Origin of the sequence: Echinicola vietnamensis DSM 17526 (assembly GCF_000325705.1) — a bacterium.
Classification (GTDB): Bacteria; Bacteroidota; Bacteroidia; order Cytophagales; family Cyclobacteriaceae; genus Echinicola; species Echinicola vietnamensis.
Map to the genome: position 1 here is coordinate 2,229,560 of NC_019904.1, position 23,179 is coordinate 2,252,738.

Genomic DNA, 23,179 nt, shown 5'->3' on the forward strand with positions numbered 1-23,179 from the left:
TTTCTAGCATCTTTTTGTCCTGCTTATCCCCAGGAGGCAGGGATCTTTTGGCCACGCATTTCTTGCCATTTTAAGTTAGGGTCTTCCTCGTCTGCATTGACAAAATGCTTGAATTTAGCCCTAAGTTCAGGGTTGTTGACCACCTCTTTCCATTCACAAGCATATGTGTCGATCATAAAGGCCATTTCTTTTTCCAGCTCTTCTCCGATGCCCAAAGAATCGTTGACGACGACATCCCGCACATAGTCCATTCCTCCTTCTAGTTTGTTGAGCCAAGTGGCCGTTCGGGTAAGCGGTTCTGCTGTGCGGATGTAGAACATGAGGAAACGGTCGATATATTTCAAGCAAGTCTCACGGTCCACATCGTTGATGAGCAGTTGAGCGTGTTGGGGTTTGGAGCCTCCATTGCCACAGATGTACAAGTTCCAGCCTTTTTCCGTGGCAATGATGCCAAAGTCCTTGCTTTGGGCCTCGGCGCATTCCCTGATACATCCGGATACAGCACCTTTTAGCTTGTGCGGGGACCGGAGCCCCCTGTAGCGCTCTTCCACTTCAATGGCAAAGGAAACGGAGTCCTGTACCCCGTAACGGCACCAAGTACTGCCTACGCAGCTTTTGATGGTTCGGAGCGATTTGCCGTAGGCGTGTCCACTTTCGAAGCCCGCCTCGATCAGCTCTTCCCAAATGTCGGGGAGTTGGTCCACTCTAGCCCCAAACAGGTCGATGCGTTGACCACCTGTTATTTTGGTGTATAGGTTATACCTTTTGGCCACATCACCGAGCACAATAAGCTTTTCAGGGGTGATTTCTCCTCCAGGGATCCTCGGGACCACCGAGTAGGTTCCGCCTTTTTGGATATTGGCAAGGTACCGATCGTTGGTGTCTTGGATAGTATCCTGTTTGGTGATCAGTTCGTTCCAGGTACTGGCAAGGATGGAAGCGACTGCGGGCTTACATACCTCGCAGCCGTCTCCTTGTCCAAACTGATCTAAGAGTTCGTTGTAAGATTTGATGCCTTTGACCTTTACGATGTCCAGTAGTTCTTGGCGGCTGTAGTCAAAATGCTCACAAATAACATTTTTGACCGTTTTCCCCATGGACTTCAGCTGATGTTTTAGCAGGTCATTGACCATGGGCATACATCCGCCACATCCGGTTCCTGCTTTGGTGCAGGACTTGATTTCGTCTACTTTGGTGACGCCATCGTTTTCGATCAAGCTACAGATCGCCCCTTTGGTGACGTTTTCACAGGAGCAGACTTGTGCTTCTTCGGGAAGGCTTTCCACTCCGGCACCTGCCGCTTCTTTCCCGCCTCGAGCGCCTAGGATCAGGTCCTCCGGCTCTGGCGGCAGCGGCATATTGTTTTGGGTCATTTGGAGCAGGATGTTGTAGGCAGAAGCATCTCCGACCAGAATACCGCCGAGTAGGCGCTTTCCATCCATCGAAACATTAATGCGCTTATAGATCCCGCTATTTTTATTTTCGTATACAATAGGTTTAGAAGGTTCGATTTCACCAAATGGATCTCCAAAACTTCCTACATCTACCCCGATCAATTTCAATTTAGTGGACATGTCAAAGCCCATAAATGGCTTGACCTCCGTGTTGACCAATTGGTTGACGACCTGCGTGGCCATTTCATAACCGGGCGCTACCAGTCCATAGACCATGTTTTGATAGCTGGCGGCTTCACCAATGGCGTAAATATCTGTATCATCGGTCTGAAGAAACTCATTGACCACAATGCCGCCTCTCGGGGCAGTGGTGAGACCAGCATCTTTTGCCAGTTCATCACGGGGCTTGATCCCCGCCGAAATGATGAGCATTTCGGTGTTGAGGTTGGTATTGTCCGCGAAGCTCATGCCGGTAATTTTACCGTTGCCAGTGATCTTCTTCGTGTTCTTACTCAAGTGGATTTTAATGCCCAATGCTTCCAGCTTGGCCTGCAACGTGGCAGAGCCTGCTGTGTCCAGCTGGCGAGGCATAAGCCTAGGGGCAAATTCAATGACATGAGCATCCAGCCCCATGTCAATGACCGCCTTGGCGGCTTCCAAACCTAAAAGCCCTCCTCCAATCACTGCGGCAGATTTTACCTTCTTGGAATAATCAATGATGGCATCGAGATCTTCCAAGGTGCGGTAGACAAATACACCTTTCTTGTCTACACCGTCAATAGGAGGGACAAATGCCGCTGATCCAGTAGCCAAAATCAACTTATCATATGCGTAGTCATGGCCGGTGTGGGAAATGATCTTTTTGGCATCTCTGTCAATCTTTACGATCATCTCGTTGGTGTGCAAGTCGACGTTGTTTTCATCGTACCAAGACCGTGGAGCCATCATTAGGTCGTCTGCTGTGGAACCTGAAAAGTATGCGCTTAGATGTACCCTGTCATATGCCGGCCATGGTTCTTCACCAAAGACCGTGATTTCAAAATCCCCTTCGGTGGCCTGTGCACGAAGTTTTTCGCAAAACTTGTAGCCGACCATTCCATTTCCGATTACTACTATCTTTGTCATATGATTGTTGGTTTTAGGTTTGGCTTCGTCTAAGTAGTTTGACTGGTTTACTGACTTATTACAGCGGCTAAGTTATAAATTAATTTTTATAATACGTAAAAATACGTAAAAAAATACTTAAATTTGTTTTGATAACTAAGTATAAACACGCTATGACTACTTTAATTAAAAGGCTATCCATCGTAGGGGCGGGGCCAGGAGATCCCGATTTGATTACACTAAAGGGGATGAAAACCCTCGAATCAGCCGATGTGGTGCTGTATGACGCTTTGGCCAATGAGGCATTGCTGGAATACGTACCCGAGACGGCTGTAAAAGTGTTTGTCGGAAAGCGTGCAGGAATGCACTACTGCCAGCAGCGGGAGATCAATCGGATGATCGTCAATTATGCAGAAAATTTTGGCCATGTGGTCAGGCTTAAAGGGGGTGATCCGTATGTGTTTGGTCGGGGCCATGAGGAATTGGAATATGCGGCAGCACACGGGATACCTACGGAATATGTGCCGGGCATCAGTAGCGCCATGGCGGTGCCGGGGCTTGGAGGTATACCGCTTACCAAGCGTGGAGTCAATGAAAGCTTCTGGGTGGTCACGGGTACCTTAAAAGATCATTCCACTGCCAAGGACTTGTCCTTTGCTGCCCAATCCTCAGCGACGGTGATCATTCTGATGGGTATGAAGAAGTTACCGGAAATTGTATCCCTATTTGAGCAATACCGGGGGAAAGATGAAGCGGTGGCCATCATTCAGGATGGCAGCAAGGAAAGCGAACGCTCAATTGTTGGGGATCTGGGGGGGATTTTGGACATCCAGCAACATGAGCAACTCACTGCCCCAGCGATTATTGTCATTGGGGAAGTGGTTAAGGAAAAAGGAAAAGCCCTCGGCCATATGTTAGCCGAGAGGGCATTGGTGCCATAGCCTGTTATGTGATCATTTGCAGCATGCTGCTCTGGATAAGTAAGGTCTTATTACCTACGAAAAGCTAAGCCTTACAAAAGTCATTTCGTCTTGCTGATTATCCAAAATCCAGAGCTTTCCATCTTTGGCAAAATACTGGATTATCGACCGGTTAATTTCTGGGATTACCATTTCATGGAGCAGGTTAAACTCCTGATCAAAGATGGTCAGGTACACCTTCGTGTTTTTGGCTTCAGGAGTGTTACTTCCCGTCCGGATTTCTCCTTGAATTCAGTTTGGAAAGAAAAACGAAAGTAGCGATCACTGTTAGGGTCATATACCAAGTGGCCAAAGCGGATCTGTTCGTTCATTTTTTCGAACACCTCAAACAGCTCCTCGGTAGTTCCAAATCTGTTGTGAAGGGCTGTGCTGACCTCGTTTGGTGTCAGGTGGCTTTCGTAATCCACTTCTTGAATCTGATTGGCAGCACTGTCATACCAGTAAATTTCATTGGTAAACTGATGGGTAATGACTGGAAGGTCGTTTTGGATCGAAAAATAAATGAGCGGGGGAAGATAGGTGTAATCCTCTGAGGACAAGGAGTAATGTTTGATTTTTTCCTCGGGGTCTATATCAAACCGGCTGACCGTATGCTTGTCAAGGTCAAAAAGGGCCAGTTCGGCCTTATGGTTGGTATTTAGCCCTTCTTCCGTGACCAAGGTCAGTACTTTTGTTAGGTTTTGATCGATTAGCAGATTTTTACGACAAAGCTCAGCGTCTTGGATAACTTTACCCTTCCAATTCTGATCGATAAGACTGATGTGTTGGATTGCCTTTCCGTGTAGGTCAAAAACCTTTAGTTTATAAAATCCACTGGAGATCAACAGTAGGTCTTGCTTCAGGTATTGAAAGCTGCTCATGTTGTTCCCTGCGCCGTTGGGGCCTTCCTTTTGAAAGGGAGTTTTATGGACCAATTCCAACTTGTTGAGGTCAATTTTCTCCAAGTGATGGTCAAAAAGGTTGAAGTTATAAAGAAACTGTTGGTCATTCGTAATTCCCGAATTTCCTAAGCTACGCTTTACGTCCAGAATCTCACCTTTGGCATCGACGGTCACCGTGTCCATGGTATAGGTGAGAGCATCCAACTGCTGTGTGTCATGATCTTTTTGCTGACAGGCACTTATAAGCAAGGGGAACAACCAAAAAAACGATTTTTTCATACTAAAAAGATAGCGGTTAAGATTGATTACGAGATTAAAATAGGCGGTTTTGAAGGAATGAAAAAGTCGTTTAACGTTATTTAACGAAACCATTAGTTCTTAGGAGCTGTGTTAAGCTGCCGTGTAGCGTCGAATACAGCATCGAAGCAACTCGTTTTAAGTAGTTTCAGGCCGTTATACTCGTGTGCCGCGGCAGATATTTTTTATGGCATATTTCGGGTTTAAGGGCATTCCCAACAACCCCGCTCGCAAGTCCCGTATTGCTAATGCGGGTCATTGGAGGGTGTCAATCTTACAATCTTTCAACTTTCCAGTTTCAAATCCTTCCAACCTTATAACATTAAGCCCCATAAACCTTCCAACTCTCCCCAAAACCTCCTAAATTGGTTTGAAAGAGCAAACAATCACGAAGCAATGGCTAAAAATAGATTTGAAAAAACCATAGCATCCTTTGATGCGATCAACGCAGAGGATCCTCACAAGGAGGTCATAGATGGAAAAGAAGTGCCCAAAGAATTGGTTTACGGCCATCGCATGACGGGGATGTTATTGGACTTTGAGCCGGAGGCGTCCGAGACCTTGCGGCTTGCTGCCCGCTGTCAGCACATCAAGCGGTGGGAAATTCCCCGGGAAGATTATCCCATGGACCGCAAGGGGTATTTGTTGTGGCGGACCAAACTGAAAAAATTTCATGGTGAACTGGCAGGAAAGCTCATGAAGGAGCACGGTTATGACGATGACGACATTCAGAAAGTAGATGATCTTCTCAATAAAAGAAGGCTTAAAACGGACCCTGAAACACAGGCATTGGAAGATGTGGTCTGCTTGGTGTTTTTGAAGTATTATTTTGATGATTTTATAGCGAAGCACCGCGATGAAGAGGGGAAGTTGGTGGATATTGTCCAAAAAACTTGGCGAAAGATGTCCGAGAAAGGGCATCAAGCGGCTTTGGCCATGAGCCATTCGGATGAGGCATTAGGAATTGTGCAGAAGGCGTTGGCGTAAGCGACTTGTCCGCAAAGCGGAAGCCATCACTAATTTGGGTTCAGGAGAATGACCGACAACCTGCATTGTTCCCTGTTCCCAAACCAGGTTTCTTTCGTTTGGAGTTTTTTTGTTTTCGGTTTTGTGTGGAATGGTTAAGGGCATAGCTGTAAGATTATTACACTGTTTTTTTGTCAAGGATGATATTATTTTTGCCTTTACCCAGAGTATTTTGATCAATTGGGTTATTTATATTGGTTTATTTGGTGTTTTTTGATATCATTAATGAAAGTGCTTGATTATTTCGGGATTTAAGAACGGATCTAATGTGAGGTTTTGAATACCCGAAAGCTCATCGAGTGCTTTTTGAAAGAGACCATACATAAATAACCTACCGTGTTGAAGCGTATAATACATAAAGCCATTTCAGGAGGGCTCCCGGTGGTCGGCGGGCTGATTTTATCCTTGATAATGGTGGCCATTGCTGTGATTCCGATTCCAGCTGCCCATTGGAGTTTAGCCTTCCTGGGGAAGCTGCATCCATTATTGGTGCATTTGCCTATAGGCGTGTTTCTGGCACTGGTTTTCTTAGAGTTTGCTAATCAATTTGTTCCTGGAAAACCCCTTGCTCCAGCCTGCATCGTGCTGTTGTGGCTGACCGTAGTTACCGCTATTCCCACGGTGGTGGTGGGGGCGCTTTTGGCCGGAACGGGTGGCTATGGCAGCGATACATTGGTGCTGCACAAGTGGCTCGGGGTGGCTACGGCCTTGGCGAGTATATGGTTGTTGGTCTATAGGGGCAGGCAATCGTCAGCGGCAAATGGCCATATTTCCTATTTCTCAGCTTTGGCGGTGACGACCATCCTTCTCGGTGCCACCGGGCATTATGGAGGGACGCTGACCCATGGCACTGGTTTTTTGACAGAAGACCTACCGGATGATATTAAAGCTTTTTTGGGAGATGATCCTTATGCGTTGGATGGGTTGGCGATGATGGAGCGTGGGGAGATTGACGAGACCTTAAGCCAATTGGAGTACGCCAGGGACATTGACCCGATTACGGCCAGTTACTGTGAAAGCTGCCATGGCGAAAAAGAGCAAAAGGGCGGATTGCGATTGGACAATATTGACCCCGATATGGTCAAGGGCCATGATGCGGAGACCTGGCGGGCAATGCTGAACATGGTGAATTCTGGTGAAATGCCCCCCAAAGAAGAAAAACAGCTGTCGGATGAAGAACGGAGAAAGCTGGTGGATTGGATCACGGCCTCCATCCAGCGGGCTGTAGCACTTCGGAAAGCCGATCAAGAGCCAGTGATTCGAAGACTTACCAAAGATCAATACACCAATACCCTAGCCGATCTGCTGAAGGTCGATGTGAATTTTGGAGAGGTATTGCCTGATGATGCCAAATCCGAAATGGGCTTCAGTAATAATGGTCAAGTGTTGGGTGTTTCGCCGCTGCAGGTGGATTATTATAAAAAGATAGCCCGGGAGGCTTTGGACAAGGCCATTGCGCCAGCAAAGAAACCAGCGACCACCCGATACCGGATTACGTTCGGCAAGGGAATAGGAAAGGGTAAAACAGCGGCCATGATCGGTGGCTATCAGAGTGCTCCCATTAATTCAGCAGACTTTGTGGTGGAGGTATTGGATGACCAGGGAAATCCTAAGCGGCCAAAGGATAGTGCCGCCATGGCCCAGCTGGAAGAGGTCAAACGCAATATCGGCGTGGGCATGCGGGGCTCCCATGCGGACCGGTACCAAGTGGTCGATGAAGGGATCATGCTCTATTCTGCGGTGCCACACAAGGAAGTCACCCCCAAATCTTGGCAAGGACCTTCTCCGAATTTAAAATTACTTTTCAGGAGGCATTTTCCCGAGGAAGGCGATTTTGTATTTCGGGTGAAAGCTTCCCGGGGATACCAATGGGAGGCTCAGAAAGAAGGGTTGATCGGCCTCCGAAATGATCAGCCTGCGGAAAAACTTGAAACAACGATCTTGCTCCTCCCAAAAGCAGGCAAAGACCTTCAAAACATGTCCATGCAAGGGCCATGGATGAAGCCAAAGGAGCTCACAGAGCATGCTTCGGTGACTTTCTATTTCACAGCCCCCCGCGACGGATATTATCAAGTGGATTTCGAACACCCATATGTGGGCGCAGAAGGGATGCCATCGGCAGAGCTTCAAATCGATGAGCACAAGCTTCAGGAGCGATTTCATTTTGATGAGAAAATGAAAGATGATGCCTCCATGATGACGCCGCTTACCTTGGCTTATCTTAAAGCTGGAGAGCATAAGTTGATGATCGGCGGTAAATTTTTTACGGGGTTCAGTAAGGTGATCGTTACGCCTTTCCCCGAAGACCATCCGGTGGCAATGCAGCTTCAAAATGAAGCAGAAAAGAGCCGCGCAAAATACGACCAAGATGTTCCCGTCATCAGGACTTTTGCGGGAGAGCGAACAGATGACGGTATGGATTATCAGACCTTCGATACCTTCCAAAACGTCTCCAATGAAACAGGCAAATGGAAGCACTATACCTTTAAAGGCCGGTTGGAAAATTTACCGATCCCGGTGATTGATACCGTAGAGACTGAGATTTTGGCGAATATCATGATTTTGGGGCTTTGGAATGATTATTTGGTCAAGGATAATGAAGATTCTGGGCCGCCCTTGCTGATCAACCAGCTGGAATTTGAGGCACCCTACTATCCACAATGGCCGCCAGCAAGCCATGAGGCGATCTTTTTTGATTCGCCCGCCAAAAATGACCAGAAAGCCTACACCAAAGAGGTGCTGTCCAGCTTCCTGACCAGGGCTTATCGTCGTCCGGTAGAGCAGGAGGAAGTAGCTACCTATATGGAATTCTGGGAAAGCATTCGTCCAGATTATGCCCGCTATGAAGACGGTATAAAGGAAGTGCTGATCGCGGCCCTTTGTTCCCCGAATTTCCTGTACTTGGCAGAGCCCAAAAAAGAGACTAGCGAGGAGGAAAAGGAATTTTTTCTCGCCTCCAGGTTGTCGTACTTTTTATGGAATGAAGCGCCGGATGAGGAATTGCTGGAGTTGGCCAAGGAGGAAGATTTGCATAAGGACCGCTACCTGAAGCGGCAGGTGGATCGGATGATAGAAGATGAGCGGATTTGGCACATGGTGCGCAGGTTTTCGAATGAATGGCTTCGCATCGATCGCCATGAAGCCATGAGCACCAATGTGAATGCCTATCCTGATTTTACCCGTTTTGTGAAGAAGGATATGACAGAGGAGACGTACCATTTTATGCATTATATACTCCAGCAAGATCTTAGCATCATGAACATGATCGAATCGGATTTTGCCATGCTCAATCAAAATTTGGCGGAGTTTTATGGGATAACAGGGGTGAAAGGAAATCATTTTCGACCTGTGGCAGTGACGCCTGATATGCACCGTGGTGGGCTGCTGTCGCAGGGAGCCTTTCTCAACGGCCATTCTGACGGCAATCAGGCCCATGCGATAAAGCGGGCCGTATGGGTGAGGGGCAAGATACTGGGAGACGAACCGCCGCCGCCACCGCCAAATGTTCCGCAGCTGGACCCCGAAACCCCTGGATTCGAGAAACTGACCCTTAAGGAGCAGTTGTTTGTCCATCGGGATAAGCCTGCTTGCATGGATTGTCACAAAAAGATTGACCCTTATGGGATAGCGTTCGAAAATTACAATGCGGTAGGGCGTTTCGAAACCGTGGCGTCTACCGGAAGTAAAATTGATGCAAAATCAGAACTTCCTAATGGAGAGGTGGTTAACGGGATTGACGAAATAAAATCGTATATTCTAAACATGAAGCAGGACACCTTCACCCGCTCCTTAGTGAAACATTTGTTTTCGTACGCTATGGGCAGGGATGTGACCTTTGTGGATGAGAGGGAAATAGAAAAAATCGTAAGTGAAGTAAGAGAGGCTAACTATAGCTTCCGATCTGTGGTCGAAAACATCGTGTTGAGCGACTCCTTTAAGGGTCAGTTTTAAGCGAGCGATGATTGATAGTCCATTTACATAACCGAATAGCCTAAATTTAATCATAGAACAATCATGGGAAAGAAATCTTGGGAGCTTGATCGAAGGACTTTTTTGAAAGGACTGGGCGTGGCGTGCATGTTGCCTTATATGGAGGCGATGGGCGGTCCCATCCAGCAACTCAGCAGTATGAGTGAAGCCCCCAAGCGGCTTTGCTTTGTGTACTTTCCAAACGGTGTGGGCTTGCCTCCCAAGGATAATCCACACCATTCCCTCTGGAATTGGTTTCCAATTGGAAGAGGCAAGGACTATCGTTTTACCAAGACGCTTTCCCCATTGGAGCGGCACCGGAAGGAAATTACCATCATGGGAGGTTTGAGCCATCCCAAAAGCCGACACTTGTTGGGGCATTTGGCCGGTGACACTTGGCTTACCGGTGGGGATTTGCGGGGCAGTCAGTATAACAATAGCATCTCAGTAGACCAGGTGGCCGCCCAGCACTTGGCCAAGCATACCCGCTTTCCTTATTTGGCACTCTCGTCAGATGGAGGTATTGGTTACAAATCACGTGTCTCGACCCTTTCATTTGACCCAAATGGACGGCCAATTCCCTCAGAGCACCGTCATCGGGAGATTTTTGAACGGTATTTTGCGCCGGGAGGCGGAGAGACCTCGCAACTGCGTCGAAAGAGCCTTAAGCAAGAGCAGAAGATCGTGGACTTGGTGTTGGCAGACAGTAAACGGCTCCAGAAAAAATTAGGCAAAAACGACCAAATGAAGCTGGACGAGTACATGACTTCACTCAATACAGTGGAGGAGCAGATCAAACGAAATGAAAAATGGCTGAATGTCCCTATGAAGGATTTTAACGCCGATCACATCAACCTGAATCCCAATGCCACCGTAGACCCGGAAAGCTATATCCGGTCGTCCTTTGACCTGATGGTACTGGGCATGCAGACCGACATCACGCGGGTGATGACTTACATGATTGCACGTGAAGACGGAATGGGCTTTGGTGAAAATTACCCAAAGTTGGCATTGGGCTTGAACAAAGGCCACCATTCCATTAGCCATGATAAGTCCAAAAACCATTGGCAGGAATGGGGGAGCTATGACCAATGGTTGGCCAAGCAGTATGCCTACTTTTTGGATAAAATGAAATCCACCGAAGATGAATATGGACCGTTGCTAGACAATACTCTGGTGCTTTACGGAAGTGCCTGCAGCAGTACACATGATGCCGTGAATTATCCATTGGTGTTGGCAGGTGGCAAGAACATGGGCGTCAAGCATGGGACCTATGTAGACTTTCAAGAGGAGTTTCCAATGTCCAATCTATTTGTCAGTATGCTGCATACCTTGGGCATCCCCGTGGATACTTTCTCGGACAGTACAGGGAAACTGGAAACAGACATTTTGGGCTAAAGGATGGGGTGAAGCCCAAATTTAGGCCTATATGCTAGAGGGATCAATTTTATTCTGTCGGTAAGGGGGCGGAGAGTCAGAGAGATGTCCCCGGGCATGGTTAAGAGCCAAAATCGCTTCATCAAAAATAAAATTATTTTTTTTACGAAGTCAAGTCAGGGTAAGCAAGTTCTTACGTGTCATTCTATTACTTGAGCCTAACTTCTTTGCAGATCATTTTGCCAGAACAAGGTTCAAGAAACCAATTAGATAATAGAAAGATGAAACGTAACACAATTTATTTGGCCATGATGATGGCCGCATTGCTTTCTGCATGTTCAGATGATCACCTTTGCATCAAAGGGGATGGAGAATTGAAGGATTATGTACTTGAAGTGGATGATTTTGACGAGGTGTCCTTAAGCGGCCCGATCGACTTGACGGTGGTCCAAGGCGATGAGCAGTCCTTGGTAGTCCAGGCAGAAAGTCAGTTGATGGAGGTTTTGGAGTATGATGTGCGGGGAAGCGAATTGATGGTAGGGTTTAAGGACAAGGTAAAATGCCTGAAAAGTACGAAAGGTGTGCGTGTTATCGCGACTGTTCCGGACCTTCAATGGATCAGCATTGATGGAGATAGTGAGATTGACAATGAGGGCAGCCTTCAACTGGCAGACCTGACCATCGAATGTCACGGAGAAGGGGAAGTGGAGCTGGTAGGTACTGTCGATCGTCAGTTTTTTGTAGTAGATGGAAAAATGGAGGTTGAGAATTTTGGAATGATTTCCAGGGAGACCAGGATAGAGGTGAACGGTAAAGCGGAATTTGAAGTGAACTGTACAGATGAGCTGTATATTGATGTCAACGGCAAAGCCGATGTGGCCTATAAGGGAAATCCGCGAATATATCAGGATGTCAATGGCTTGCTGGACTTGGATGATGCCAACTAGTGAAGCGGCCGTTTGTTGCTTGCTGTCTGGACTGAAAGACGTGAATCAAGTGCCTTCTGCCACGTATCGGTATGAATAGCGCCGATACGTGGCAGCGTGCACTATAACAGTCGTATTCTTCCGTTTTGAGGTGCGTTTTTACAGAAATCCGCGAAAAACAGTTCAAAAAAGCCATTGGCCGTGTTTTTTTCGTGGGACTTATTATCTTTGGTTTTATGAAGATACTGGTTATAGACATTGGCGGCTCAAACATCAAGATTCTGGCTACCGGGGCAGATGAACGCATTAAGATTCCATCAGGAACGAATTTTTCGCCAGAAGAAATGATTCCCTTGGTAAAGAAACATGCTTCCAAATGGAAGTATGATCATGTATCCATTGGCTTTCCTGGAATAGTAAAAAACAGCGATATCCTGACCGAGCCCGTAAACTTAGGGCAAGGATGGGAAACATACGATTTTGAAGAGGCTTTTGGCTGTCCCATAAAGATCGTGAACGATGCCGCTATGCAGGCATTGGGCAGCTATGAAGGCAAGAAGATGCTCTTCATGGGGTTAGGAACCGGGTTGGGGACTGCTATGGTCATCAACAACGTTGTCATTCCGATGGAAGCCGCTCATTTGCCTTACCGGAAGGCTACCTTTGAGGCGTATCTAGGGAAGTCTTATTTTTTCAGTAAAGGGCCAAAAAAATGGGAAAAGCACGTTCATAAAGCCGTCGAGTACTTCTTTAGGGCTTTTCAGCCTGATGAAATCGTACTGGGAGGAGGCAATTCCAAAGAACTGAAAAACATTCCGGATGGTTGCCGATTGGGCTCAAACAAGCACGCTTTTAAAGGTGGATTTAGGCTCTGGGAAGAGGATTTTAGGGTGTAACTGGATCAGAAAAAGGATGAGGGAGAAAGGATCTCCTGTTTTTCCTAGCAGTTTTTGTAATCTTCCAATGATTTTGGATTGGGGAAATTATCGCTTTCATCTTCATCAGGCCGCTTGTGGAGGCATTGGAAATCCTTTTCGATCAACAAAATGTTTTCGTAAGGCTCGCCCTGGTGTTGGACATGTTTAATGCTGACTTCGTCCGTTGACGCCCAGTCAAGTGCCAACGTTTCAGGGATGATGACGTTGAGGTGGTTGTTTTTAAACAACGCCTTCACTTCCGAGGCCTCTCGGTCCACAACCAAGCTATAGGCCAAGCCCATTTCCTTGCTGCCGAGGTATAGGTGCTCAGATACTGATTTCCCGGCAGCCACTTGCTGGACTTCCGTTTGGGTAAGTCTTAACCGAACAGCGTTATTGTTGATGCGAAGTTTCATATGCCAAGGGTTATTTGTTGATAAGCTTGAAAGCGGACTTTGGACTTTCACAGACCGAACAGCAATAGCTGTTTGGAAGTTTCATAAAAGAAGTGCCTGCCGGAACATCGGCATCTTCGTCCCCGTATTTTTCGTCGTAAATGGTCAGGCAATTGGAGCATTGGTATTTCCTGTGCGGCCGCTGTGTCTTTTCTTTTTCAGTCTCCACAATTTCATCTTGGCTTTTTTTGGCTTCGAGTTGGTCATAATACTTGTAGCTCAGCTCGATCAATAGTGGAGGAATGGTGTCCAAAGGCACCTTTTTGGCATAATAGAAATACTCGGATAGATTGGGGTTAAAATCCTTGGAATACTGGATATTAAACGTGTCAGGCTCTGAATCCGATTCTTTTTTGGCTTTTTCGATGGCCACTGATGTAAAAAGAGCCATGTGTTTGGTCTTGACCGAGAAGCTCAGCCCATACGTACTGATGTCCTGCTTATCCAGCGCCCTTACCAAATAGTTTTTGATCTCCAGGGCTTCCTCGTCCAATACCGGGAGGTGCCAGTTTAATTCCAGCGAACTGTGGCGGATATTAATGCCAAACTTGCCCAATAATTTTTCCCAACTCAACCGGTCTTTTTCGGCAATTCCCCTGACAATAATGGATTTCCAAGGTGTTAGCGATATTTTACCGATGTTGGTGTCAATGCACAGCTGGCAAAGGGCCTTGAGGAAGTTAATCGTAAACTTGTTGTTTCGCCAATACAGCCCCAGCCAGTATTTCCCGCCTACAATACGGTTCATGCCCTCATAATAAGGGGAAGTGGCTTCCGGGTAGTCCAGCTCCTGCTCCAAAGGACTGGTGTTAGGGGCGGTGATGCTTTTTGCTTTTTCGTAGATTTCTGGATATTGCAGGCCACTTTTGACCGGATTGATTTCTTCGATGACTTTTGCCATCCTTGCCAGGTCGTATCCATAGATAAGGTCCGGCGCACACCAGGGTTTGGCATCAATTTCCGAAAACCTCATGTACAGGTACCAGTAGTTGTCAAAAGAAGAAGCGACGAAGTTAATATTGCCGGTAAATAGCGGAACCAAACTTTGTACAGGGTCGGTAATATTGATCTTCAGCTTGGGTAGGTAATCAAAGGTGTCCAAGATATAATGGTAAGTGTGGGAAGCCAGCCAGTGGGTGGTGGGCATGACATCCAATGCCGTATACGAGGTCACTACATTGTGAAATTCTTCGCCATCGGTATCGTAAGCAGTATTGATGGCACTGAACGTTTCTTCCAAGGTCTGAAGGTTCTTGTCCTTGACAGGAAAAAGGATGTCTTGTCGGGATCCCAAATGGATATAATTGGTGCCAAGCTCGTTGGCGGTATTGATCGTTTTCAGGAAATCGCCAGGTGAGATGATGCCACCTTTTACAAATACCCGTACTAAGTCCGCTTTTTGCATTGTTTGTTTACTTTAAGCTAATGTAAAGTTAAGGTTTAAACAGGAAAGGTCGTCCCTATTGCTTTTCACTTTTACTTATTTTAGGTGTATTGAGCGTGATGGGAGTTTTTGGAAAAGCAGTAGGGAGCATGACGAGGACGGCGGCTGTTTTTCAAAGGTTCCACATAGTCAGCCCGTCATGCTTACCGGTTGCTTATGCTTTCACCAATGCCGGGAGTTCCGTTTCCAGGATACTCTTTACTTCCGGTTTACAGCTTCCACAGCCCAGTCCGGCTCCGGTTTGTTGGCAAAGCTGCCTAAATTCATGACATCCGTTTTGGATGGCCTTGGAAATGTTTCCCGTGCCCACATTCCCACAGGAGCAAACCATCTCGCCGATCATTTCCTCTTTGTTAGCATTTCCGCGGAGGAGTTCTTGTCGCTTTTTGGAAAGCTCTGTTTTTTCCTCTATCAGGCCTTTGAATTCTGCAAATTCGGATTTGTCGCCCATCAGAATGGCACCTACTAATCGATCATGGTGTACAATACATTTTTTATAATAGGTCTGAGCGGTGTCGATCAGGAGGATTTCTTCATAGCCTTCACCATTTGCAGGTACTTCAGGAATGCCGATAGAGCAAAGGTCCAAGTCTGCAAATTTCAGGATATTCATCGGAATGGAGCCTTTGTATAAGCTGAGCAAATCTCCGGTGATGAACCGCGCAGCAATGTCTGCTTGCATTTCAGCTGCTGCGGTGATGCCATTCAATTTGCCCTTGTGCTCTGCTATTTCGCCCATGGCAAAGATCGAGGGATCACTGGTCTGCAGGTAGTCGTTGACTTTGATGCCCCTTCCGCACGTGAGCCCGGCAGATTTGGCCAGTTCCATGTTTGGACGGGTACCAATGGCCAATACCACGGCGTTGCAATGGATCTCCTGACCACTTTTCAGGCGGACGTCCACTTCCTTGGTGGCTTCATGGCTGTCCAAGTGGGCGATTTGGTTGTTCATGTAGAGTTTGACGCCCATTTCTTCTATTCGCTCACGCAATAATGAACTGGCCATTGGGTCCAGTTGGCGCTCCATGAGCCTGGAACCGAGTTGGACAATGGTCACGCCCACATTGATTTCCCGCAGCGCGGCAGCTAGTTCCAGTCCGAGCAATCCTCCTCCTGCAATCAGCACATTGCCTTCGTAGTTAAGGTATTCCTTTAGTTTGTCAGCATCGTATCGGCTTCTCATGGTAAAGGTGCCGGGGAGGTGCATGGGCATGTCCGGTGGGACAAAAGCCCGGCTTCCCGTGGCGAGAATCAAGGTGTCATAGTGGTGGACACGCCCTTTTTCATCGGTCACGGTTTTGTTGGATCGGTCAATGGATTCAATGCCGTTTTCTACGTAAAGCTGGATGTTCAGCTTTTCCATGTCCCCTTGGTTCTTAAACTTCAGTAAGTCTTCCCATGCTTTATGACGGTTGACATAGTCCGGTAACAGCACGCGGTTGTAGAAGGGGTGTTTTTCTTTGGAGAAAACGTGGATGTCGTCGTTTTGATTGAATTCCCTGTAGGTATTGATAAAACGGTAGGCCGCTGCTCCTGCTCCCACAATGACGATCTTTTGCCGGGGCTTGACATATTTGGCTACCTGGACAGTCGAAAATTTAAAGTCCGGCTGCTTGGATACGGGATCAATGCCGTTTCCTGTGAGGTTGTTGGTGCGTGAAAAATCATTCTGCAGTATTTTCCCCCAGTGCATGGGCAAAAATACCACCCCTTTTTTGATTTTATCCGTAATTTGGGCATGTACACGGACTTCACCGCGTTTGCCGGAAATCAAGACCGTTTCGCCATCCTTTAGGTTCCTTTCCGCAGCGTCTTCAGGGTGTATCTCCAAGAAGGGGGTAGGGATATGTTTGTTTAATTTGGACACCTTTCCGGTACGGGTCATGGTGTGCCATTGATCCCTGATCCGACCAGTGGTGAGGATCAGTGGATAATCGTCAGAAGGGAGTTCCGTTTTGTTTTTAGGGCCGTTGGCGAGAATTTGGGCACGGCCGTTCGGGGTGTAAAATTTTTTATCTGTAAATAGTCTGGCGGTACCGCCTTTGGATTTGTCGGTAAAGGGCCATTGGACGGTGCCGTTGGATTTTAGGTAATCATAGTCCAGGCCAGAAATATCAATATTGGTTCCTTTGGTGAGTTGACAATATTCGGCGTAGACCTCCGCCATGTTTTTAAAGTCAAATCCACTGTAATTCATCTTTTTGGCAAATTTCAGTAGGATTTCAGCGTCCGGTAGGGCCTCTCCGGGAGCGTCGGTAAACTTGTTAAGGTAGCTGATCCGACGTTCGGAATTGGTCATGGTGCCTTCTTTTTCACCCCATCCTGCAGCAGGAAGGACCAAGTCAGCATATGGAATGGCCTCTGCTTTGGCAGAGATATCCTGAACCACCACGAATTTGGCTTTTTTCATGGCTGCTTCCACACGGCGAGCATCCGGCATGCTGACCAACGGGTTGGTACAGATGATCCATAGGGCTTTGATGGACCCTTCTTCAAGGCCTTCAAAGATCTGCGTGGCAGTTTTTCCCGGTTGGTCCGGTAGGCTGTCCACTCCCCAGAAATCAGCGACTTCTTGTCGGTGTTCCGGATTCATCAGGTTTCGGTGGGATGCAAGTAAAGTGGCCATTCCGCCTACTTCCCGACCACCCATGGCGTTGGGTTGTCCGGTGAGGCTGAAAGGCCCAGATCCCGGTTTGCCGATATGTCCGGTAATCAGGTTCAGGTCAATCAGGGCGAGATTTTTATTGACTCCTTCAGCACTTTGGTTAAGCCCCATGGCCCATAGGGAAAGGAATCCTTTGGCATCGCCAATGTAGCTGGCCGCCAGCTTAATGTCTTCTACAGGTACCCCACAGGTGGCCGCGGCCGATTCCAGGGAGGTTTCCATGACCAGCTCCTTGTATGCATCGAAGCCATCGGCATGGTGTTGGATAAAGTCCACATCGATATCTCCGTTTTCGATCAAGCAGCGGCCGATGGCCAAGTAAAGGACTTCATCGGTGCCCGGATTTAGCTGAAGGTGAAGGTCTGCCAGCGAGCAGCTTTGTGTGACCCGTGGATCTACCACGATGATCTTGGTATCTGGATTTTCTTCTTTATGCTTTTCGACGCGTCTCCAAAGAATGGGGTGGCACCAAGCGGGGTTGGCACCAGCCACCAAGAAGCAATCTGCTAATTCGATGTCTTCGTAGGAGATCGGGACACTGTCCTCTCCCAATGTTTTGATATATCCCATGACGGCCGAGCTCATGCATAGCCGGGAGTTGGTGTCGATATTATTGGTCTTTAAGAAGCCCTTGGAGAGCTTGTTGACCAAGTAGTATTCTTCCGTAAGGCATTGGCCGGAGACGTAAAAGGCTACGGCATCCGGGCCGTGCTTTTTGATGATGGACTTGAAAACTGCCGCTGACCGGCTTAAGGCCGTGTCCCAGTCCACTCTTTCCAGTGGATGGGATTTGCCCCAGCGCATTTGGGGGTACTGCAGTCGGTCTGACTTGTCTTCTACCACGTAATGCAGGTTCATGCCCTTGGAGCACAGCATGCCGCGGTTTACGGGGTGGTCAGGGTCTCCTTCGACAGTGGTTCTGCCTTTATTGTCTTTGTTGACAATGATTCCACAACCTACTCCACAGTAAGAACAAGTACTTTTATAGCTTTCAGGTTTGGCCGTTGACATGGGAATAGTGATTTTGCTTTAGCTTTTTACATATTCTGGCTGAAGTTCTTTTTCGGAAAGCGAGGCATCCATTTCGGTTTTGGCTGCTTTTTCATCTTCAGCGGAAAACCTTACCAAAAGCGAAGAGGCACTGATGGCGGTTACGGCGATGCCCAACACGGTCAACGCTTCACCATAGGAGATCCCTTCCATTTTGAAGAGGAATCCGGCCATGACCGCTCCCGCGTTTCCTCCGGCTCCTACGATTCCTGAGATGGTGCCAATGGCTTTTTTATTGATAAAAGGAACGACAGAAAAGGTGGCCCCTTCTGCCATTTGGACGAAAAGGCTGAACAAGATCATGGTTCCAATGGCCAGTGGCAATACCGTCATCTGGGCAAACAGTGTCAATGCCAAGCCTTCTACCAAGAGCACCGCTCCCAGAAAACCTACCCGGCCTTTTAATCCCCATTTGATGCCTGCTTTGTCTCCGAACATGCCGCCTACAGATCGGGCAAACAAGTTCATGACGCCGAAGAGTCCTGCAATCAGCCCGGCTGTTTTGAGGTCCAATTGGAAGAAATCATGGTAATAGATAGCTGCAATGTTGTTTATCGTTAGCTCGATGCCGAAACATGCTCCGTAAATGAGGAACAGCGCCCATACCCGGTGATCAGAGATGGCAGCCTTGAAGGCGCCCTGGCCGTCAGCTTTTTTCTTTTTCTTGTATTCCAGGTCTGCTTTGCTCAGGTCACTGATGTTGCCTTCTGGAAAATCAGTAGTCCATTTGTAATAGGCAATGCCCGTAAGGATCATGGCTATGCCAGGTACGACCATGGCGTAACGCCATGCTTGTGCATCAAGATAGCCCAAGGATACAAAAAAGGCAAATATCAGCGGCATGACCATTTGGGTTACCCCACCGCCCATGTTGCCCCATCCGGCAGATGTAGCATTCGCGGTGCCCACACAGTTAGGGGCAAACATCACGGAAGTATGGTACTGGGTAATGACAAAAGAGGATCCAATCACCCCGATGGCCAAACGAAAGAGCAGAAAGGATTCGTAGCTGTTGCTAAGTCCGATCAGCATCACCGGGATAGATCCCAAGATCAATAGATAAGTGTACGTGATCCTCGGTCCGATCCTGTCTACGAGCCAACCGATCATCAGTCTGGCAATTACCGTAATCGATACAGAAGCGATGATGATATTGCCAATTTGTGATTTGGTAAGGTCAAGCTCATCCCGAACCACTGTCATTAGTGGAGCGATTCCGAACCAACCGAAGAAGCATAAAAAGAAGGCAAACCATGATAGGTGAAATGCCCGCATTTGCCGGGATTTAAAATCCAGCAATCGGATTGATGTGGCTTTTTTTATTGCTTGTTTCATGACATTATTGGTTAATCGTTGGACATCTGATTTGGAGAGGACTATTGGCCTTTTCTTGGTGTCAAGGAAAGGAGGAACCCGGACCAGTAGATCCAGACTCCATTCCTAAGCAGAGAACTATTTATTTTTAGCGGGAGCAAATCGTAAGACTGAAGGGCAAAGTAAGCCAACCTTACATGGTGTCACCTTTTCGTTTTCCCTCAACTAAGAGAAGGTGCATTCACGTGGGTTGGGCTTGCCTTGTCGCCTCTCTTTGTTCAACCTTATTGTCTACTCAAACTTATTTTAAGTAATGGTAATAGTCCATATGGCAAGGTTTAGCATTATTACGTAGAATTACGTTACTATAAGTTTGCCGGCTATTGGGTTTATGGTATCGACCAAATCTACTTTTTTGTGGTTAACAGCACATAGAAAGGTATTTTGGCGTATTCCTTTTACTGGTTAAATACCTTGTCTATGCTTATAGCTGCTAATGGGATAGTGTTTAGTGAACTACTAACAATTGCTAAGGTAAGTAATATTTTTTAAAATACGTATAAGTACGTAAAAATAATTACGTAAATATTTAAGTTTTACGTAATATGTCTGAGGGATGGTTTTTTTTATAACCTGTTTTTGCAGCAGTGAGATGGATTTTTATCATGCAAGGGTCGAAGCCTGAGGTGAGGTCAGTGCTTTTTAAGAGAGGGAAGGATAACCTGTTGAGGTCCCGGTATTAATTTCTGAAAGATTACGGAGCAGAAACTATTTTATATTCCGTTGGTTGCTATCTTAGTAATTAGGGGATAACGTAATGAGTAAAAAGCACCATGAACAAGGATACCTTAAAATTTTTGACAGCACTAACTGAAAACAACAGTAAGGAATGGATGGATGCCAACAGGGATTGGTATCAGGATACTCGAAAGGGATTTTTAGTAACGGTGGATAGTTTGTTGGAGGAATTGAAGAAGGCAGCACCAGGGTTGGATGGCCTCAGGCCAAAGGATTGTGTTTTTAGACAAAACCGTGATATCCGTTTCAGTGCCAACAAGGCTCCCTATAAAAATAATATGGGGGCGTATTTTTCTCCTGGGGGCAAGAAGTCCGTTGGCCCGGGGTATTACTTGCATGTACAGCCGGGGGAGAGTTTTTTAGCCGGTGGCATATGGATGCCTGCTGCTGAGGAATTGAAAAAAATAAGACAAGAGATTGATTACGCAGGGGCAGAATTGCAGCAGATTATCGAGGGCCCAACTTTTAAGTCTGCTTTTGGTGAGATTCATGGAGAACGGTTGAAAACGTCTCCTCGGGATTATAGTGCGGACCATCCGCATATCGAACTGTTGCGTTTGAAGAGTTTTGTCGTGACACACCCTTTGTCTGATGAAGAGGTGTTATCGGATAAGTTGGTGGAGACCTGTATGCAGCATTTTGCTAAAATGACGGTATTTCATGCGTTTTTGGCCAGGGCAGTCGATGACGCAGAAGGCGGTGAAGGGATTATTTAGGGACAGGAAAAGTGTCCGTTTGCTGAATGCAAGGGGCAAAACAGCATTTAACATAGGGTCATTCGAGGCCTTGCGCTCCTGGTATTGGGATCAAATCAGGGCGTGGCCAATCGTATGCCTCAAAGCAAGTGTTTTTCGATCATTATCGCGACACCATCTTCTTTATTGGTCGCAGTGACTTCATCTGCAACGGCTTTTACTTCCTCACGGGCATTGCCGACAGCCACGCCGTAGCCTACGGCCTGTAGCATTTCTATGTCATTATAGTTGTCACCAAAAGCTATTACCTCCGAAAGGGAAATCCCATATTTTTTTTCCAATAGTTGTTCTAAGGCACTGGCCTTGGAAATGGCCTTTGGGGCAATTTCAATATAGGTATCCTTGGAGCGGTAAAGGTGTAGGGCTTCATTTTTTTGGTCCTCCAATGCCTTGAAGAGCCGATCTATTTCCTCCGCTGGCCCCATACACATGACTTTGTGGGCTCCTGCATTTCTTGCCTCCCAGTCCGGCATCACCTGTTGCCAAGGCTTGATGACCGGTGTTACCTTGGTGCTGGTGATTTCCCGTTGGGTCCAAAAATCATCTTGGGGGGCATACCATTCGTCCTCATGGTAAACACTGACATGGATTGCTGTTCCTTCGGCAAGTCCTTGGATGTGATGGCAGATGTCCAGTGGGATCTTTACCGTATCCAGCAATTCAAATTCCTCCTCGTGGCCATTGAAATGGATGATGTATCCACCGTTATAGCATATCATGGGGTTTTGAAGCCTGTCCATGGAGGCCTGGAGATGCCGCATGGCACTTGGCATCCTGGAAGATGCCAAAATGATCGGGAAGTCAGCAGGAAGCTGCGCAATGGCCGCAAGTGTTCGATCGGAAATTTGACGGTTCTTGTCCAGTAATGTACCGTCAATGTCGGTACAAAGCGCTTTGAATTGCATGGGTTACTTTATTGAATCAAAATTTTCTAAAGATAAGAAACTGAATCCGATTACACCTATGAATAGAACAGTTAATACCACAGAGATGGCATAGAGGATCAATGCAGCCTTGGCATAATTGGCTTTGGTGGTAGGGGTGGTCTTGTCCACTGCCCAAACGATCAGCATGATAAACCCAACGATGGGAATGCTGGAAATCAGTAAGGTGATGATCCAATCCCCCACCGTCATGGGAGAGTCTTTTGGTGAATGAGGGGGAAAGTTATAATCCATAATAATTACAATTTATTGGCCTGGAATTTAAAAGTATACAAGTTCGGTGAAACGGTATCGCCCAACCGGTGAACCATTGGGATGGAAGCTCCTACTGGCAATAGAGGGTGCGGTAATGATTTTTTTTCTCAGCGGTGACTTTTTTCAACATCCACCCATTTCAGCCCGATCAATTTGCAGGAGGAGTGTCTTTGGTCAAACTGGCCACTTCAAAGAGATACTGACTTTGATAGATGGCTTTAAAGGGATCGTTAGCATCCGTTTTAATGATGAAAACTTCGATGTCTTGATAGTCATGACTGTCTGAGGCTTCCACAAATGCTTTGGCACACAAACGTGCAATATTGGCTTCGTTTTCATAAAGTTCCGGATGGGTACCGTCATAAAGACGAAGCTCTATTTTGCTGCTGTCATTACCGTAATCTTTATGAAAGCTTGAGGCTACTCTGCCAAATCCACCGATTGCCTTTACCTCTTCTGTTCCCTTAAATAGATCGCTGCTGGCTACCCATTGGATAAGTTTTTCAGGATTGCAGCTGCAGCCGGATGCAAAGATTAGGCTACAAAATAATAACCAATAGGTAGACTTTAATGGACTCATTTGATGACGTTTCTTTTCAAATTTAACCTAAATTAAATAAAGTCAAAA

At 46.9% G+C, this 23,179-nt stretch carries 17 protein-coding genes; 7 read left to right on the forward strand and 10 right to left on the reverse strand.

What is annotated here, in order from left to right; all coding sequences use genetic code 11:
* Positions 1 to 23: 23 nt before the first annotated feature.
* Positions 24 to 2,519: a nitrite reductase large subunit NirB gene (gene nirB / locus ECHVI_RS09310; protein WP_015265717.1), complete on the reverse strand. Its 2,496-nt coding sequence runs from the start codon at positions 2,517 to 2,519 to the stop codon at positions 24 to 26.
* A gap of 152 nt (positions 2,520 to 2,671) precedes the next feature.
* Here nirB and cobA point away from each other — a divergent pair, with 152 nt between their 5' ends.
* Positions 2,672 to 3,439: a uroporphyrinogen-III C-methyltransferase gene (gene cobA / locus ECHVI_RS09315; RefSeq protein WP_015265718.1), complete on the forward strand. Its 768-nt coding sequence runs from the start codon at positions 2,672 to 2,674 to the stop codon at positions 3,437 to 3,439.
* Between the two features lie 54 nt (positions 3,440 to 3,493).
* Here cobA and ECHVI_RS23625 read toward each other — a convergent pair whose 3' ends face one another.
* Positions 3,494 to 3,655 carry a hypothetical protein gene (locus tag ECHVI_RS23625; RefSeq protein ID WP_157501317.1) on the reverse strand — a complete coding sequence of 54 codons (162 nt, stop codon included), beginning with the start codon at positions 3,653 to 3,655 and terminating at the stop codon, positions 3,494 to 3,496.
* Positions 3,646 to 4,638, reverse strand: a complete 993-nt coding sequence (locus ECHVI_RS09320) for a DUF4221 family protein (RefSeq protein WP_041738491.1) — start codon at positions 4,636 to 4,638, stop codon at positions 3,646 to 3,648. Before ECHVI_RS09320 ends, ECHVI_RS23625 begins: the two co-directional genes overlap by 10 nt.
* Before the next feature lie 414 nt (positions 4,639 to 5,052).
* Between ECHVI_RS09320 and ECHVI_RS09325 the strand changes: the two genes are divergently transcribed.
* From ECHVI_RS09325 to ECHVI_RS09345, 5 genes are all read left to right on the forward strand, one after another.
* Positions 5,053 to 5,643 (forward strand): DUF4202 domain-containing protein, encoded by a 591-nt coding sequence (locus tag ECHVI_RS09325; RefSeq protein WP_015265720.1) that lies wholly within the window; start codon positions 5,053 to 5,055, stop codon positions 5,641 to 5,643.
* A 375-nt stretch (positions 5,644 to 6,018) separates the two neighbouring features.
* Positions 6,019 to 9,633, forward strand: coding sequence for a DUF1592 domain-containing protein (locus ECHVI_RS09330; protein ID WP_245553463.1), 3,615 nt, complete (start codon positions 6,019 to 6,021; stop codon positions 9,631 to 9,633).
* 63 nt (positions 9,634 to 9,696) lie between these two features.
* A complete protein-coding gene (locus ECHVI_RS09335) occupies positions 9,697 to 11,049 on the forward strand; it encodes a DUF1552 domain-containing protein (protein ID WP_015265723.1) in 1,353 nt (450 codons plus the stop codon).
* Positions 11,050 to 11,309: 260 nt separating this feature from the next.
* Positions 11,310 to 11,975, forward strand: a complete 666-nt coding sequence (locus ECHVI_RS09340) for a head GIN domain-containing protein (protein WP_015265724.1) — start codon at positions 11,310 to 11,312, stop codon at positions 11,973 to 11,975.
* 215 nt (positions 11,976 to 12,190) lie between these two features.
* Positions 12,191 to 12,850 (forward strand): ROK family protein, encoded by a 660-nt coding sequence (locus ECHVI_RS09345; RefSeq protein ID WP_015265725.1) that lies wholly within the window; start codon positions 12,191 to 12,193, stop codon positions 12,848 to 12,850.
* 44 nt (positions 12,851 to 12,894) lie between these two features.
* On the opposite strand, the gene ECHVI_RS09350 is transcribed toward ECHVI_RS09345, so the two are convergent.
* The 4 genes from ECHVI_RS09350 to ECHVI_RS09365 all read right to left on the reverse strand — a co-directional run bounded on the left by ECHVI_RS09350 (position 12,895) and on the right by ECHVI_RS09365 (position 19,820).
* Positions 12,895 to 13,287 carry a DUF7009 family protein gene (locus ECHVI_RS09350; protein WP_015265726.1) on the reverse strand — a complete coding sequence of 131 codons (393 nt, stop codon included), beginning with the start codon at positions 13,285 to 13,287 and terminating at the stop codon, positions 12,895 to 12,897.
* Positions 13,288 to 13,297: 10 nt separating this feature from the next.
* Positions 13,298 to 14,731, reverse strand: a complete 1,434-nt coding sequence (locus tag ECHVI_RS09355; RefSeq protein WP_015265727.1) for a rubredoxin — start codon at positions 14,729 to 14,731, stop codon at positions 13,298 to 13,300.
* A 193-nt stretch (positions 14,732 to 14,924) separates the two neighbouring features.
* A complete protein-coding gene (locus ECHVI_RS09360) occupies positions 14,925 to 18,446 on the reverse strand; it encodes a nitrate reductase (protein ID WP_015265728.1) in 3,522 nt (1,173 codons plus the stop codon).
* 18 nt (positions 18,447 to 18,464) lie between these two features.
* A complete protein-coding gene (locus tag ECHVI_RS09365) occupies positions 18,465 to 19,820 on the reverse strand; it encodes a NarK family nitrate/nitrite MFS transporter (RefSeq protein ID WP_015265729.1) in 1,356 nt (451 codons plus the stop codon).
* An 812-nt stretch (positions 19,821 to 20,632) separates the two neighbouring features.
* On the opposite strand from ECHVI_RS09365, the gene ECHVI_RS09370 reads away from it, so the two are divergent.
* Positions 20,633 to 21,313: a DUF2461 domain-containing protein gene (locus ECHVI_RS09370; RefSeq protein ID WP_015265730.1), complete on the forward strand. Its 681-nt coding sequence runs from the start codon at positions 20,633 to 20,635 to the stop codon at positions 21,311 to 21,313.
* Positions 21,314 to 21,432: 119 nt separating this feature from the next.
* Here ECHVI_RS09370 and ECHVI_RS09375 read toward each other — a convergent pair whose 3' ends face one another.
* From ECHVI_RS09375 to ECHVI_RS09385, 3 genes are all read right to left on the reverse strand, one after another.
* Positions 21,433 to 22,257 (reverse strand): Cof-type HAD-IIB family hydrolase, encoded by an 825-nt coding sequence (locus ECHVI_RS09375; RefSeq protein ID WP_015265731.1) that lies wholly within the window; start codon positions 22,255 to 22,257, stop codon positions 21,433 to 21,435.
* A 3-nt stretch (positions 22,258 to 22,260) separates the two neighbouring features.
* Positions 22,261 to 22,530, reverse strand: a complete 270-nt coding sequence (locus ECHVI_RS09380; protein WP_015265732.1) for a hypothetical protein — start codon at positions 22,528 to 22,530, stop codon at positions 22,261 to 22,263.
* A 169-nt stretch (positions 22,531 to 22,699) separates the two neighbouring features.
* Complete coding sequence (locus ECHVI_RS09385) at positions 22,700 to 23,131, reverse strand: hypothetical protein (protein WP_015265733.1); 432 nt, start codon at positions 23,129 to 23,131, stop codon at positions 22,700 to 22,702.
* Positions 23,132 to 23,179: the final 48 nt, after the last annotated feature.

What these genes read in the sequence shown, in the direction of transcription:
- ECHVI_RS09360 (WP_015265728.1), bottom strand. Translation starts at nt 18,446, where the DNA reads ATGTCAACGGCCAAACCTGAAAGCTATAAAAGTACTTGTTCTTACTGT.
- ECHVI_RS09335 (WP_015265723.1), top strand. Translation starts at nt 9,697, where the DNA reads ATGGGAAAGAAATCTTGGGAGCTTGATCGAAGGACTTTTTTGAAAGGA.
- ECHVI_RS09355 (WP_015265727.1), bottom strand. Translation starts at nt 14,731, where the DNA reads ATGCAAAAAGCGGACTTAGTACGGGTATTTGTAAAAGGTGGCATCATC.
- ECHVI_RS09320 (WP_041738491.1), bottom strand. Translation starts at nt 4,638, where the DNA reads ATGAAAAAATCGTTTTTTTGGTTGTTCCCCTTGCTTATAAGTGCCTGT.
- ECHVI_RS09370 (WP_015265730.1), top strand. Translation starts at nt 20,633, where the DNA reads ATGAACAAGGATACCTTAAAATTTTTGACAGCACTAACTGAAAACAAC.
- ECHVI_RS09340 (WP_015265724.1), top strand. Translation starts at nt 11,310, where the DNA reads ATGAAACGTAACACAATTTATTTGGCCATGATGATGGCCGCATTGCTT.
- ECHVI_RS09375 (WP_015265731.1), bottom strand. Translation starts at nt 22,257, where the DNA reads ATGCAATTCAAAGCGCTTTGTACCGACATTGACGGTACATTACTGGAC.
- cobA (WP_015265718.1), top strand. Translation starts at nt 2,672, where the DNA reads ATGACTACTTTAATTAAAAGGCTATCCATCGTAGGGGCGGGGCCAGGA.
- ECHVI_RS09350 (WP_015265726.1), bottom strand. Translation starts at nt 13,287, where the DNA reads ATGAAACTTCGCATCAACAATAACGCTGTTCGGTTAAGACTTACCCAA.
- ECHVI_RS09380 (WP_015265732.1), bottom strand. Translation starts at nt 22,530, where the DNA reads ATGGATTATAACTTTCCCCCTCATTCACCAAAAGACTCTCCCATGACG.
- ECHVI_RS09345 (WP_015265725.1), top strand. Translation starts at nt 12,191, where the DNA reads ATGAAGATACTGGTTATAGACATTGGCGGCTCAAACATCAAGATTCTG.
- ECHVI_RS09365 (WP_015265729.1), bottom strand. Translation starts at nt 19,820, where the DNA reads ATGAAACAAGCAATAAAAAAAGCCACATCAATCCGATTGCTGGATTTT.
- nirB (WP_015265717.1), bottom strand. Translation starts at nt 2,519, where the DNA reads ATGACAAAGATAGTAGTAATCGGAAATGGAATGGTCGGCTACAAGTTT.
- ECHVI_RS09325 (WP_015265720.1), top strand. Translation starts at nt 5,053, where the DNA reads ATGGCTAAAAATAGATTTGAAAAAACCATAGCATCCTTTGATGCGATC.
- ECHVI_RS09385 (WP_015265733.1), bottom strand. Translation starts at nt 23,131, where the DNA reads ATGAGTCCATTAAAGTCTACCTATTGGTTATTATTTTGTAGCCTAATC.